The organism is Kitasatospora sp. NPDC087271 (genome assembly GCF_044744605.1).
Lineage (GTDB): Bacteria > Actinomycetota > Actinomycetes > Streptomycetales > Streptomycetaceae > Kitasatospora.
Map to the genome: position 1 here is coordinate 443,356 of NZ_JBIUYQ010000001.1, position 13,665 is coordinate 457,020.

Consider the following 13,665-nt stretch of genomic DNA (forward strand, 5'->3'; position numbering starts at 1 on the left):
ACGAAACGCCTAGTTAGGTTAGCCTAATCTAACTTCATATGATCTGGTCAACGGCCCCCCAGCGCGGGGGCCCTGACATCACGGAGGCGCCACCCATGCCCCTGACCGCGACCAAACAGGCCGTCCGCGAACGCGTCCACGCGCACCGCGCGGAACTGCTCGCGCTCAGCCACCGCATCCACGCCCACCCCGAGACCGCGTTCGAGGAGCACCGCGCGGCCGCCTGGTGCGCCGAACTCCTGCGCGCCCACGGCTACGCCGTCACCGCGCCCGCGCACGGACTGGACACCGCGTTCACCGCGAGCCTCGGCAGCGGGCCGGTCACCGTCGCACTCGTCTGCGAGTACGACGCGCTGCCCGGCCTCGGGCACGCCTGCGGGCACAACCTGATCGCCGCCGCCGGCCTCGGCGCGGCACTCGGACTCGCCCCGTACGCCGACCAACTCGGTCTCACCGTACGGGTGATCGGCGCGCCGGCCGAAGAACGCGGAGCCGGAAAGGCGCTCCTGTTGGAGGCGGGCGCCTTCGACGGCGTGGACGCGGCGATGATGGTGCACCCCTGCCCGGTCGAGGTCGCCGACTTCCGCTCCTTCGCGCTCGGCACCCTCTCCGTCCGCTACACCGGCCGCGCCGCCCACCCGAGCCTCAACCCGCACCAGGGCCGCAACGCCGCCGACGCCCTCACCGTCGCCCAGGTCGCCCTCGGGCTGCTGCGCCAGCACCTGCCGCCGCAGTGGCGGGTGCACGGCATCACCACCGCCGCCGGCACCGCGCCCAACCTGATCCCCGACAGCGCGAGCGCGGAGTACGAGATCCGCGCCTCGGCGGCCGAGGACCTCGCGCAGTTGCGGGCCCGGGTCGAGGACTGCTTCCGGGCCGGGGCGCTCGCCACCGGTTGCGAGGTGACGCTCGACCGGCCCGAACCGGACTACCTGGACATGCGCTCCGACCCCGCCCTGCTCGCCCTCTGGCGGGCCAACGCGGCGGCGCTCGGCCGGCCGGAGCCGGTCGAGAGCGGGCCGTTCGCGTGCACCGACATGGGGAACGTCTCCCACGCCGTGCCCGCCATCCACCCGGTGCTGGACATCACCGGTGGTGCCTGCGCCCCGCACGAGGCCGCGTTCGCCGAGGCCGCGGTGGGGGCGGAGGCCGACCGGGCGGTGCTCGACGGCGCGGTCGCCATGGCCTGGACGGCGGCCGACCTGGCGGCACACGCCTGACAGCCGACGCGTGCCGACCGACGGCCGCCGATCGACGACTGACGACTGACAGATGACAACTTTCAGATAACAGATTTCATCATCTGTTATCTGAAAGTTGTTCACCGAACGTTGTCATCTGTTCGCCGCCCTCGCCCCGCCCCCGTCAGCCGCCCAACAGCGCCGCCGACGACGCCCGCACCGCCGTGACGCCCAGCTCCCTCACCAACTCCCCGACCTCGCCCGGCCGCTGCGGGTCGGCCAGCACCACGGCGGCGCCGGTCCGCAGCGGCCAGAGGAACTCCCAGAGCGGCAGGCCCAGTTGCAGCACCCGGTCACCCGGGCCGAGCGGGTGGGCCGCCTGGAGCTCGCGCACCCGGCGGTCGGCCTCGGCGTGGGTGAGCCGGACGGCGTCCGGTCGCCCGCCCGGGCCGTACCCGACGCAGAGCAGGTGCTGCGGCGTGAGCGCCCGGGGCGGGTCGGTGGCCAGCTCGCCGTCCACGTCCAGCCCGGCCAGCGCCTCCGGCACCCCCTCCCCCAGCACGCAGACCGGCGCGGTCTCCGCGAGCAGCCGCTCCCGGCGCCCGGGCGCGTCCGCCGGGTCCAGCGGCAGGTACGCCGCGCCGGACTTGGCCACCGCGAGCAGCGCGGTCAGCAGCTGCGCCGGGTGGCGGGCCGGCGCCAGGCCGACCACCGCCCCCGGCCGGGCGCCGCGCGCGGCCAGGGCGCGCGCCAGCCGGTTGGCCGCGGCGTTCAGGTCCCGGTACGTGACGACCGCGCCGCCCGCGAGCAGCACGGCGGGGGCGTCCGGGGTCCGGGCGGCCTGCGCCTCGACCGGCCCCACGACGGTGGTCGGCGGGTACTTCGCCGCCCGGTCCGTGCGCGGGGGCGCCTGCGGCCCGGGGGCCTCCAGCAGCACCGTCTCCATCAGGCCGCGCCGAGCAGTGCGGCCCAGGCCTCGACGGCCGGGCGCTCGGCCAGTTGCACGAACGCCACCTCGGCGCCCTCGGCCCGCCAGCGCTCGGCGAGCGCCATCAGCCGGACCGAGTCCAGGCCCCAGTCGGCCAGGTTCTCGTCCAGCGGGACGTCCGCCGGGTCCTCGCCGAGCAGGTCGGCGACCTCGGCCCGGATCCGCTCCACGGTGAAGGCCATGCCCGTCACTTCCCTTCCAGCATCGCGAGGACGGCGTCGGTGGTGGTGACCTGCCCGCAGCGGCCGGCCACCCAGGACAGCGCCGCGCGGTGCTCGTCCGGGCCGAAGTCGGCGACCGCGTCGGCCACCACGAAGGCCGGCAGGTCGCGCATCCAGGCGTCGCAGGCGGTGGCCTGCACCCCGATGTGCGCGTACACGCCGGTGATCACCAGCTGGTCCCGGCCCTGTTCGCGCAGCAGCCGGTCCAGATCGGTGCGCACGAAGGCGCTGTACTTCCACTTGGTGAGCAGCGTGTCGCCCGGTGCGGGGGCGACGGCGTCGGCGATCGCCGTCGCGCGAGGGTCGTCCGGGATGCCCGGGCCCCAGAAGTCCTGCTGGAGGCCGCGTTCGGCCGGGCTCTGCCCGCCGGGCTGGGCCGAGTAGAGCACCGGTATGCCGTGGGCGCGCGCCGCCTCGGCCAACCGGCCGACGTTCCCGAGGAGTTCGGGCACCGGCGCGGCGGCGGCGTCGAAGGCGTCCAGGAAGTGGTTCTGCAGGTCGTGCACCAGCAGCACGGCGCGGTCCGGGTCGACCGTCCACTCGACCCGGTTGGCGGGCAGTTCGGTGGCGGCGGGCAGGGGATAGGAGGGAATGCGGGGCAGGCCCACGGTGGTCTTTCCTTCAGTGAGTAGGGAGTGCGGCCGCGATGGCGGCGCGCAGGTCCTTCTTGCTGACCTTGCCGATCCCGGTGGCGGGGAAGGCGTCGACGAACTCGACCCGGTCCGGCACCTTGTACTCGGCCAGTCCGCGCTGCCGTACGAAGCGCTTCAACTCGATGCTCTTCGGCGGCTGTTCGCGATGCTCGGTACGCAGGACGACGTAGGCGCAGGTGCGTTCGCCGAGGTAGGGGTCGGGCATCGACACCACCGCCGCGTCGTGCACGGCGGGGTGGGCGAGCAGGTGGTTCTCGATCTCCTCGGCGGCGACCTTCTCGCCGCCCCGGTTGATCTGGTCCTTGGCCCGGCCCTCGACCACCAGGTGGCCGGTCGGGGTGCGGCGGACGAGGTCGCCGGTGCGGTAGAAACCGTCGGCCGTGAAGGAGTTGGCGTTGTGCTCGGGCGCGTTCCAGTAGCCGCGGATGGTGTACGGGCCGCGGGTGAGCAGGTGGCCGGTGGCGCCGTCGGGCAGGTCCTGGTCCTGGTCGTCGACCACCCGGACCTCGTCGTCCGGGGAGATCGGCCGGCCCTGGGTGGTGGTGATCAGCTCCTCCGGGTCGTCCAGGCGGGTGTAGTTGACCAGTCCCTCCGCCATCCCGAACACCTGCTGGAGCGTGCAGCCGAGCACGGGGCCCACCCTCCGGGCAGCCTCGGCGCTGAACTTGGCACCGCCGACCAGCAGCACCTCCAGGCTGTCCAGGTCCCCCGCGCCGGGGCCGCCCGCGTCGCGCTCGGCGGCGTCCAGCCAGAGCAGGGCCAGCGGCGGCACCAGCCCGGTGATGGTCACGCCCTCGCGCTCGATCAGCGGGAAGGCCGTCTCCGGGTTGGGGCGCGGGCACAGCACCACCCGGCCGCCCGCGTACAGCGTGCCGAGCGAACCGGGCGAGCTGAGAGGGAAGTTGTGGGCGGCGGGCAGCGCGCACAGGTAGACGCTGTCCTCGTCGAGCGCGCACAGCTCGACCGAGCCGCGCAGCGAGTAGATGTAGTCGTCGTGGGTGCGCGGGATCAGCTTGGGCACGCCGGTGCTGCCGCCGGAGAGCTGGAGGAAGGCGACGCTCCCGGGCTCCGGTTCCTCGGACGGCCCGGGCCCGTCGCAGGGCACGTCCGCCAGCCGGAGGTGCTCGCCCGGGTCGTCCCCGGCCACCAGGACCAGCCGCAGCGCCGGGCTCTCCGCCTTGACCCGGGAGGCCAGTTCGCGGTAGTCGAAGCCGTTGTCGACGGCCGCGACGACGTAGCCGGCCGCCCCGGTGAAGGAGCAGAAGTAGCCGATCTCGGTGGCGCGGTGGGCGGGCAGCGCGAAGACCGGCAGCGCGCCGATCCGGAACAGCGCGAAGACCACCTCGAAGAACTCGGCCACGTTGGGAAGTTGGACCACCACGCGGTCGCCGCGCCCGATCCCCCGGGCGAGCATCCCGGCGGCCATCCGGTCGGCGCGGCGGTCGAGTTCGGCGTACGTCCAGCGCCGCCCCTCCCCCGCCGGGTCCACGATCGCGATCCGCTCGCCGTGCGCGGCGGCGCGCTCGCGCAGCATTCGCCCGAAGGTCTCGCCGCGCCAGTACCCGGCGGCCCGGTAGCGCTCGGCGAACTCGGCGGGGTACGGGGTGAAGGCGGACTCCTGAGCGGAGGCCCGGTCCACAACGGCGGACTGGCCCTGCGTCGGAAAGCTCTCCGTCGCCGTCACTGCGACACCCCCGCGGCGTCCAGGAAGGTGCGGAACTTGGCACTGGTCTCGGCGAGTTCGTCCTCGGGCCGGGACCGGTCGACGACGCCCGCACCGGCGTACACCCGCAGGGTCCGCTCGTCCGCCTCCGCGCAGCGGATGGTGACCACCCACTCGCCGTCGCCGTCCGCGTCACCCCAGCCGACCATGCCGGTGTACAGGCCCCGGTCGAAGGGCTCGACCTCGCCGATCACCCGCCGGGCGACGGCCGTCGGCGTGCCGCAGACCGCCGGGGTCGGGTGCAGGGCGGTGGCCAACTCCAGGGCGGAGACCGCCGGATCGGCCAGTTCGCCGGTGATGGTGGTGGCCAGGTGCCACATCGCGGCGGTGCGCACCAGGGTCGGCCGCGCCGGCACGTCCAGGGTGCGGCAGTACGGCGCCAGCGCGGCGCGGATCGCGTCCACCACGACGGCGTGCTCGTGCAGGTCCTTGGGCGATTCCAACAGCGCGGCGGCGCGCCGGACGTCCTCGCCGAGGTCGGCGCTGCGCGGCACCGAACCGGCCAGCGGGTTGGCCAGGACGGCCGTTCCGCGCCGGGAGAGCAGGAGTTCGGGGCTGGCCCCGATCAGCGTCCGCCCGCCGCCGGCGGGGACGGCGAAGGTGTAGCCGCCCGGGTCACGGCGGCCGAGCCGCTGGAGGATCGCGGGCAGGTCCAGCGGGCGGTCGGCGCTCAGCTCCAGCGTGCGGGCCAGCACGACCTTGCTCAACTCGCCACCGCGCAACCGCTCGACGGCCGCCGCGACGCCCGCGCCGTACGCGGCCGGCTCGGGGATCGGACGCACCTGCCAGTCGACCTGCTCGGCCGGCGGCGCGGGCAGCGCGATCAGCGGGTCGTCGCGCAGCGCCCCGGCTCTGCGGACTCTCTCGGGGACGGCGAGTTCGACCCGGCTGTCGTGGTCGAACGCCACCGCGCCGACCACCAGCGGCCGTTCGACCCCGGCACGACGGGCCTCGGCCAGCGTCGCGGCGACCCGGACGGGCAGCGGGCGCCCGTCCTGCGGGACCCGGGCGTGCACCCCGGCGGTGAGCAGGGTGCGGGTCGGCGAGGCGAAGAACGCCTCGTCGGCCGCGGCCCGGTACTGGCCGAGCAGGCCGCTGGCCGCGCCGATGACGGCGTGGTCGGGGGCCGGGGCGGAAGCGTCGGCGGGCCCGGCGGGGGCCGGGGCAGCGGGGGCGGGGGCGGCGTGCTCGACGACACCCCCGGCGGGGGCGTGGTGCACCGTGGTCACCGTGAAGTCTCCAGTCTGGGACGGTCTGGACGGTCTGGACGTCGGGGAGGAAGGTCGGGGAGGAAGGTCAGGGAAGGAGGTCAGGGCATGGCCGACGCCCGGGGGTTGCCCGGGGCGCGGAGGGGAGCGGAGGGAAGCGGCGAGGAAGGCGTGGGGACGGCGAGGGCGTTCAGGCGCGCAGGGTCGCGCCGCCGTCGACGTAGAGGTCGTGCATGGTGATGTGCCGGGCCCGGTCGGAGGCCAGGAAGACCACCGCCTCGGCGATGTCGGCGGGTGCGGCGATCCGCCCGAGCGGGATGCCGACCCGCCAGGCGCCCAAGTCGCCGTCGATGACCCGCCGTTCGGCGGCCTCGGCGTCCTCGCCCCAGAGCGCGCGCTGCATCCCGGTGTCGGTCGAGCCGGGCGAGACGATGTTGCACCGCACGCCGGAGCGGGCGAGTTCCAGCCCGAGGCAGCGGGTGAACATGGTGGCCGCCGCCTTGGACGCCGCGTACGCGGCCATGCCGGCGCGCGGCACCCCGGCGGCGTTGGAGCCGACGGTGACCACCGCGCCGCGGCCGCGGCCGGCCATCCGGCGGCCGACCGCGCGGCCGGTGTGGAAGACGCCGGTGGTGTTGACCGCGAAGGTCTCCGCCCAGTCCTGGTCGGTGAGTTCGACGACGGGTGCGGTGCGCAGGATCCCGGCGACGTTCACCAGCGCGGCGATCGGCCCGAGTTGGCGCTCGATCAGGTCGACCGTGTCGTCCACCGCCCGGCCGTCGGCGACGTCCAGGACGTACGGGTGCACGGCGGGCGACTCCGCCGCGAGGGCGGCGAGCGGGCCGGGGTTGCGGTCCACCGCGGCGACGACGGCACCCTCGGCGACGAGCGCCCGGGCCACGGCCGCACCGATGCCCTGCCCGGCCCCGGTGACCATCGCGACGGCACCGGCGAATTCGGACTTTTGCACGGACATCCCCTCCGACCAGCAATATTAGGTAAGCCTAACCTAACACATATGTTCGGCTGCGCCGATGCCCTGTGCAGTCGTCAACTCGCCGCCACCCCCTCGACTCCGGTCCGATCGCCGCCGTTTCCGGGCGCACCGGCACGAGACGTTTCGTCTCGCCGAGACCATGGACCGAACCCCCCACGGCCGCGGTGCCGCGGCGGCTGGAGGGCGGCGAACTGCCGGACGGCGACCGGGAGCTGAGGACGGCTCCCGGTCACTCACGAGAGGGCCACGCGCCCCCGGAGGCGGATCAGCCCGTCGCGCCCGCAGAGCCCGTCGCGCCCGTCGCGCCCGTCGCCGGAGCCGACGGAGCCGGAGCCGACGGAGCCGCCGGGGCCGGGGCGAGGCCGGTGCAGCCCCGGAGGGCGTCGCGGCGCTTGCGGGCCGCCTCGGCGGTGGCGCCGGTGGCCGGGACGGGGACGCCCTTGTCGTCGATGGTCGCCGGGGCGAAGGCCTCGCCGGTGACCTTGCCGTCGCGGGTGAGGGTGAGGGTGGTGACGCCGGTCTCGTTGGAGAAGGCGTAGTTGGAGGTGCCGTACCAGAGGAAGTTGCCGAAGCCGTAGCCGATGTACGTGTTGCCGAGCATGCCCGAGCCGACCATGGTGTGGGCGTGGGTGCCGACCACGGCGGTGGCGCCGGCGGTGGCGAGCTTCTTGGCGATGGCGGTCTGCGGGCCGGTGGGGCAGGCCTTGCCCTCGTCGCCCCAGTGCAGGTAGACGAGGACGACGGGCGCCTGCTGCTTGGCCGCCTCGACCGCCTTGACCAGCGCGGGGACGTCCAGCGCGGAGGCGATTCCCGGCTTGTTGGCACCGGCCCGCCACTTCTGGTTGGTCAGGTCCTCGACCTGGCTGGCGGCGACGACGGCGACCTTCACACCGCGCACGGTGGTGACGTACGGGGCGTACGCCTCCTTGGCGTTGCGGCCGACGCCGACGACCGGGATCGGCGAGGAGTCCTTGGCGGCAAGGGTGTCAGTGAGGCCGTCGGCGCCGAAGTCGACGGCGTGGTTGTTGGCCATGGAGACGACGTCGACGCCGGAATCCTTGAGCGCCGAGAGCGCCTTGGGCGAGGTGCGAAAGGTGTAGGTCTTCGGCTCGGGGGCGCCGCGCCCGGTGATCGCCGTCTCCAGGTTGAGGACGGACAGGTCGGCGTCGGCGAGCGTCCGGGAGAGCGGGCCGAGGGCCTGCTCCGGCGGCTGGACGGCGAGCCGGGCCTCGGTGCGGCCCTCGAAGTGGACGTCTCCGGCGAACGCGACGGTGATGCTGCCGTCGGGCCGGGGCGCGGCGTTCTTCCCGGCGGCGGTTCCGGACGGCGTCGCACCCGGGCTGGTGGACGCGCCCGCCGCCCCACCCGAGGAGGCCGCGGTCGAGCCGGGCGCGGCGGCCGGCGCCGGGGCGGGGTCGTCGGGCCCGCAGGCGGCGACGGCGGTCAGGCCGACGAACAGCGCGACGACGGCCGCGGCACGGCGCATGAGTGGTTCCCCCCGGGTCGATCCAGAAGCGGTCAGCCTACGGCACGGGTTCCGCACCCATCCGCCTCGGTTCCGCAACATTCCGAGCACAACACCGGCGGGCCGGACACCCACCTCCGAACACCCACGGCCGGCCACCAGCCCCCGAACACCCGCGTCCGGCCACCAGCCGCCGAACACCCACGGCCGGACCCCCACAGCCGGACACCAAAGGCTGGAGCACCGGGCGCCGAGGACTGAGCGCCGCCCCGGCGCGGTAGGAGATGCTGAACCGCCCCCGTCCACCAGAGCCCGGAGCCGCACCCACCCCATGGACGACACCGATACCACCGCCTCCGCCGGCCCCGCCCCCACCGGCCGCCCACCAGCCGACTTCACCCCCGCCGAGCGCGCCCGTGGCCGCGCGCTGCGCCGCGCCCAGCTTCCCTGGGCACTGGGCGGCCGGCTGGCGGGCCTGGCGCTCACCCTGCTGCTCGGCCTGACCCCGGCCGGGGCCGGCCTGGTCTCGGCCGTCGGCGGCTGGTTCGGCGGCTCCCGGACGGCCGGGGTGCTGGCGGGAGCGGCGGCCCTGGTGGTGCTCGGCCAGGCGTTGCAGCTGCCGTTCGGCGCCCGGCTGCGGGTGGTCCGGGCCCGGTACGGGCTGGTGACGCAGGGCTGGGCCGGCTGGGCGGTGGACGCGCTGCGCGGCCTGGGGCTGGCCCTCGTGCTGGTCCTTCCGCTCGCGCTCGGGCTGTTCGCGCTGACCGCCTGGTCGCCGCGGCACTGGTGGCTGCCGGCGGCGGGCGCGGCGGCGGTGCTGACGGCGGCGCTGTCCTTCCTGCACCCGCTGCTGATCGAGCCGGTCTTCAACCGCTTCACTCCGATGCCGCCGGGCCCGCTGCGCAGCGCCCTGCTGGCGCTGGCCGAGCGGGACGGCGTACGGGTGCGGGACGTCCTGGTGGCGGACGCCTCGCGGCGGACCACCGCGCTCAACGCGTACGTGTCGGGGCTGGGCGCGACCCGCCGGATCGTCGCGTACGACACGCTGCTGTCGACGGCCACGCCGCGCGAGGTGGAACTGGTGGTGGCGCACGAGCTGGGCCACGTGAAGCACCGGGACGTGCCGTTCGGCACCTTGCTGGGCGCGGTGGGCGCGGCCGCGGCGGTGGCCGTGCTGGGGGTGCTGGGCTCCTGGCGGCCGCTGCTGTCGGCGGCGGGGGCGGCGGATGCGGCCGATCCGCGGGCGCTGCCGCTGCTGGCGGCGTGCGCGGCGCTGCTGGGGGCGCTGTCGGGGCCGGCCCAGTGCGCGGTGAGCCGCCGGATCGAGGCCAGGGCGGACCGGCACGCGCTCGAACTGACGTCGGACGCCGAGCAGTTCGTCGCGATGCAACGCAGACTGGCTTTGGCGAACGTCTCCGATGTCGACCCGCCGAGGGCGCTTGAGCTACTGTTCGCCACTCACCCGAGTGCGACCCGCCGGATTGCCGCCGCCCGCGCCTGGCAGGCCACTCAGGGACAGGGAGGCCCGGAGCGGCGCGCGAACCCGGGGGAATCCGTTGTATAGTGCAACAAATATCGAGGAGGTAGGAACGCCCGTGCCCGGCCGCCAGTCGTCCATCGACGCCATCCAGCGCGAGCTGACCGCCTTCGCCCGGCGCGCCCGGCACAAGGCCTCCCAGCTGCACCCCGACCTCTCCCTGGTCACCTACAGCATCCTCGACCTGATCACCGAGCGCGGCGGCTGCCGGGCCGCCGACGTGGCCGCCCACTTCATGCTCGACAAGTCGACCGTCAGCCGCCAGGTCACCGCCCTGGAGAAGCTCGGCCTGCTGCGGCGCGAGGCCGACCCGGACGACCAGCGCGGCCAGATCCTGCGCGCCACCGAGGCCGGGCTCGCCCTGCTGCAGGACGCCAACGAGCAGCGCCGGCTGGCCTTCACCGCCCGCTTCACCGACTGGTCCGACGAGGACGTCGCCCGCTTCGCCGCCTACCTGGCCCGCTACGGCGAAGAGGGCTGAGACCCCTGTACGGGGTGCGCCCGGGGGTCTCCGGGGTGCACCCGAGGAGCGCCCGGGGTGCGCCCCACCGCCCCGACGGTGTACAGAGGAAAGGTGCCACTCCGGCAGCGTCCCCGTGACCCGCAGCCCCGCGACCGCCGCCGCCCCCGGCGGCCCGACCGCCGCGCGCTGACGGCGCTGTCGCTCGCGCTGATCGTCGTGATCACCGTCGTCGACATCCTCTCCCCCGCGCAGATCCACCTCGGCCCGCTGCTGATCGTCGCCCCCGCGCTCACCGCCTCCTACGCCGGCGCCCGGGCCACCGCCGGCGTCGCCCTGCTGGCCCTCGCCGCGCTCACCGTCATCGGCATCACCCGGGACGGCCTCACCAGCGCCAACATCGAGACCCAGCTGGGCGCGCAGGTCGTCGTCTCCGCCCTGATCATCGGACTGCGGGCGCTGCGCGAACGGTACGAACGCGAGCTGGCCCAGGTCCGCTCGGTGTCCGAGGCCGCCCAGCGGGTCCTGCTGCGCCCGCTGCCGGACCGGATCGGGCCGCTGCACCTGGCCTCCGTCTACCTCGCCGCCGAGGCCGAGGCACAGGTCGGCGGCGACCTGTACGCGGCCGCCCGCACCGCCACCGGCACCCGGCTGCTGGTCGGCGACGTCCGCGGCAAGGGCCTGTCCTCGCTCGGCGACGCGGCCCTGCTGCTCGGCGCCTTCCGCGCCGCCGCCCACCTGCACACCGACCTGCCCGGGCTCGCCGCCTACCTGGACGGCAGCGTCTGCTGGGACCTCGCCCAGCTCGGCGAGCAGGCCCGCCGGCGCCGCCTGAGCGGCGAGGACCCGGACGAGGCGGCCCCGCCGGAGGACAGCGGCGAGTCCTTCATCACCGCCGTCCTGCTCGACATCCCCGACGACGGCACGGCCGTCCGGCTGATCGACTGCGGTCACCCGCCCCCGCTGCTGCTGCGCCCCGACGGCATCACCACGCTGGCCGCCCGCCACCCGGCGCCGCCGCTGGGCCTGGGCGAGCTCGCCCCGGCCCGGTACGAGGTGGAGACCTTCCCGTTCCACCCCGGAGACCGGCTGCTGATCTACACCGACGGCGTGATCGAGGCCCGCGACGCCGGCCGGCGCTTCTACCCGCTCACCGACCGCGTCACCGCCTGGCAGGACGAACGCCCGACCGCCCTGCTCCACCACCTGCGCCGCGACCTGCTCGCCCACGTCGGCGGCCGGCTGGACGACGACGCGGCGATGGTCATCGTCGAGCGGCTCCCCCGGCTTCCCTAGCTCCCCTGGCTCCCCCGGCTCCCCCGGCTCGCCCGGCTCCCCTGGCTCCCCTGTCGCGAACACCGGGGGCTGACGGCTACTGCGCGAGGTAGCCGCCGTCGACGGGCAGCACCGCGCCGGTGATGAAGGAGGCGTCGTCGGAGGCGAGGAACAGGACGGCCGCCGCGACCTCCGCCGGGGCCCCGAGGCGGCCCATCGGGTGGCGCTTCTCGATCGCGGCGAGGTACTCCGTCCCGCCGGGTTCGTCGTACAGGCGGGCGACGCGGTCGGTGGCGATGGTGCCGGGGGCGACGGCGTTGATCCGGATGCCGCGGTCGGCCCATTCGACGGCGAGGTGCCGGGTGAGGCCGGAGGCGACGAACTTGGCGGGCCCGTAGACCGCCTGGCCGCGCTGGCCGGCCTCGCCGGAGATGGAGGAGACGCAGACGATCGCCCCACCCGGCCGTTCCTGGGCGGCCATCGCCTGGATGCCGTACTTGCAGGTGAGGAACATGCCGCGGCCGTCGACGGCCATGACCTGGTCCCACTCCTCGGCGGTGGCCTCGGTGACCTCCATGAGCGGGATCACCCCGGCGTTGGCCACCAGGACGTCGAGGCGGCCGTGCCGTTCGACGGCGGCGTCGACCATCCGGCGGGCGTCCTCGTCGCTGGCCACGTCGCCGACCACCGTGCTGACGGCGTGCGGGAAGCGGTCGGCCAGCCGGCGCAGGCCCTCGACGTCGATGTCGGTGCCGACCACCGACGCGCCCTCGCGCACGAAGCGTTCGGCGACGGCCCGGCCGATGCCGTTGGCCGCACCCGTCACCACGCAGGACCGCCCGGCCAGGCGGCCCGCCGACACCCCTGATGCGTTCTCAGTCACCATGCCACCGGACTCTACCGATTCCGCGCCAGGAAGCCCGGTGCATGGACCAGTTGACCAGTGCACCGGGCCGGCTGCCGGGGTCGTCGAGGACCCCGGCAGCCGTGGCTCAGACCGTGAGCACGATCTTGCCGCGCAGGTGCCCGTGCTCGCTGAGCCGGTGCGCCTCGGCCGCCTCCGCCAGCGGCAGCACCTGGTGCAGCGGCAGCCGCAGGGTGCCCGCCTCGTGCAGCGCCAGCACGGCGGCGTAGGCGCGCTGGTGGTAGGACTCGACGCCCTCCGCCCCGCCGCTGAAGCGGACGCCGTACTCGGCGGAGCCGGCGAAGTCGACGATCGTCACCACCCGGTCCGCGGAGCCGGTCAGCTCGATGGAGAGCGGCAGCACCCCGCCCTTGCCCGCCGCGTCCAGCGCCCGGTCCACCCCGCCCGGGGCGGCGGCCCGCACCCGGTCCGCCAGGCCGTCGCCGTAGGCCACCGGGATCGCGCCCAGCTCGCGCAGGTAGCCGTGGTTGGCCTCGCCGGCGGTGCCGACCACGGTGATCCCGCGCGCCCGGGCCAGTTGCAGCAGCAGGGTGCCGACCCCGCCGGCCGCGCCGTGCACCAGCAGCGTCTCGCCGGCCCGCACGCCCAGGACGCCGAGCACCCGCTCGGCGGTCTCGGCCGCCACCGGGATCGCCGCGGCCTCCTCCCAGCTCAGCGAGGCGGGCTTGCGGGCCAGCAGGTCGGCGTCCACGAGCGCCTGTTCGGCGTACGCGCCGCCCATGACGGCGCCGAACACCTCGTCGCCGGGCGCCCACGCGGTCACGTCCGGGCCGACGGCCTCCACCGCACCGGCCAGCTCGTAGCCACCGACATGCGGGAAGGAGACCGGGAAGGCCGCCACCATCGAGCCGCTGCGCACCTTGTGGTCCAGCGGGTTGACGCCCACCGTGCGGACCGCGACCCGCACCTGGCCGGCGCCCGGGGCGGGCAGCTCGACGTCGGTCGGGCGCAGCACGTCCACGCCGCCGTACTCGGAGAAGGCGATCGCCTTGGTCATGGAATGTCCTTGCGGGTTCGGTGAGTTGTTTCTTC

Annotated in this window: 13 protein-coding genes; 4 read left to right on the forward strand and 9 right to left on the reverse strand. The window is 75.2% G+C overall.

Annotation, left to right across the window (positions count from 1 at the left end; genetic code table 11):
- The first annotated feature begins 95 nt into the window (after positions 1-95).
- Positions 96-1,220 carry an amidohydrolase gene (locus ACIO9K_RS01880; protein ID WP_363627599.1) on the forward strand — a complete coding sequence of 375 codons (1,125 nt, stop codon included), beginning with the start codon at positions 96-98 and terminating at the stop codon, positions 1,218-1,220.
- Between the two features lie 145 nt (positions 1,221-1,365).
- Here ACIO9K_RS01880 and ACIO9K_RS01885 read toward each other — a convergent pair whose 3' ends face one another.
- From ACIO9K_RS01885 to ACIO9K_RS01915, 7 genes are all read right to left on the reverse strand, one after another.
- Positions 1,366-2,127: an AMP-binding protein gene (locus ACIO9K_RS01885; protein ID WP_400326095.1), complete on the reverse strand. Its 762-nt coding sequence runs from the start codon at positions 2,125-2,127 to the stop codon at positions 1,366-1,368.
- A complete protein-coding gene (locus ACIO9K_RS01890) occupies positions 2,127-2,351 on the reverse strand; it encodes a phosphopantetheine-binding protein (protein WP_063349844.1) in 225 nt (74 codons plus the stop codon). The genes ACIO9K_RS01885 and ACIO9K_RS01890 overlap by 1 nt, the downstream gene beginning before the upstream one ends.
- A 5-nt stretch (positions 2,352-2,356) precedes the next feature.
- Positions 2,357-2,998, reverse strand: coding sequence for an isochorismatase family protein (locus tag ACIO9K_RS01895; RefSeq protein WP_363616460.1), 642 nt, complete (start codon positions 2,996-2,998; stop codon positions 2,357-2,359).
- A 13-nt stretch (positions 2,999-3,011) separates the two neighbouring features.
- Entirely contained in the window at positions 3,012-4,682 is a 1,671-nt protein-coding gene (locus tag ACIO9K_RS01900) for a (2,3-dihydroxybenzoyl)adenylate synthase (RefSeq protein ID WP_400326639.1), read from the reverse strand.
- Between the two features lie 41 nt (positions 4,683-4,723).
- A complete protein-coding gene (gene dhbC, locus ACIO9K_RS01905) occupies positions 4,724-5,875 on the reverse strand; it encodes an isochorismate synthase DhbC (protein WP_363616996.1) in 1,152 nt (383 codons plus the stop codon).
- Positions 5,876-6,164: 289 nt separating this feature from the next.
- The gene (locus tag ACIO9K_RS01910) at positions 6,165-6,950 is read right to left on the reverse strand and encodes a 2,3-dihydro-2,3-dihydroxybenzoate dehydrogenase (RefSeq protein ID WP_363616456.1); all 786 of its coding nucleotides are present in this window, start codon (positions 6,948-6,950) and stop codon (positions 6,165-6,167) included.
- Positions 6,951-7,236: 286 nt separating this feature from the next.
- A complete protein-coding gene (locus tag ACIO9K_RS01915; protein ID WP_363616454.1) occupies positions 7,237-8,457 on the reverse strand; it encodes a CapA family protein in 1,221 nt (406 codons plus the stop codon).
- 310 nt (positions 8,458-8,767) lie between these two features.
- Here ACIO9K_RS01915 and ACIO9K_RS01920 point away from each other — a divergent pair, with 310 nt between their 5' ends.
- The 3 genes from ACIO9K_RS01920 to ACIO9K_RS01930 all read left to right on the forward strand — a co-directional run bounded on the left by ACIO9K_RS01920 (position 8,768) and on the right by ACIO9K_RS01930 (position 11,729).
- Positions 8,768-10,000 (forward strand): M48 family metalloprotease, encoded by a 1,233-nt coding sequence (locus ACIO9K_RS01920; protein ID WP_363616452.1) that lies wholly within the window; start codon positions 8,768-8,770, stop codon positions 9,998-10,000.
- 31 nt (positions 10,001-10,031) lie between these two features.
- Positions 10,032-10,454 carry a MarR family winged helix-turn-helix transcriptional regulator gene (locus tag ACIO9K_RS01925; RefSeq protein ID WP_063349838.1) on the forward strand — a complete coding sequence of 141 codons (423 nt, stop codon included), beginning with the start codon at positions 10,032-10,034 and terminating at the stop codon, positions 10,452-10,454.
- A 93-nt stretch (positions 10,455-10,547) separates the two neighbouring features.
- Positions 10,548-11,729 carry a PP2C family protein-serine/threonine phosphatase gene (locus ACIO9K_RS01930; protein ID WP_363616450.1) on the forward strand — a complete coding sequence of 394 codons (1,182 nt, stop codon included), beginning with the start codon at positions 10,548-10,550 and terminating at the stop codon, positions 11,727-11,729.
- 76 nt (positions 11,730-11,805) lie between these two features.
- On the opposite strand, the gene ACIO9K_RS01935 is transcribed toward ACIO9K_RS01930, so the two are convergent.
- Together ACIO9K_RS01935 and ACIO9K_RS01940 are read right to left on the reverse strand one after the other, a co-directional pair.
- Complete coding sequence (locus tag ACIO9K_RS01935) at positions 11,806-12,594, reverse strand: SDR family NAD(P)-dependent oxidoreductase (RefSeq protein ID WP_363579585.1); 789 nt, start codon at positions 12,592-12,594, stop codon at positions 11,806-11,808.
- Between the two features lie 106 nt (positions 12,595-12,700).
- On the reverse strand, positions 12,701-13,630 hold the full coding sequence (locus tag ACIO9K_RS01940) for an NADP-dependent oxidoreductase (RefSeq protein ID WP_363616448.1): 930 nt from the start codon (positions 13,628-13,630) through the stop codon (positions 12,701-12,703).
- Between the last annotated feature and the right edge of the window lie 35 nt (positions 13,631-13,665).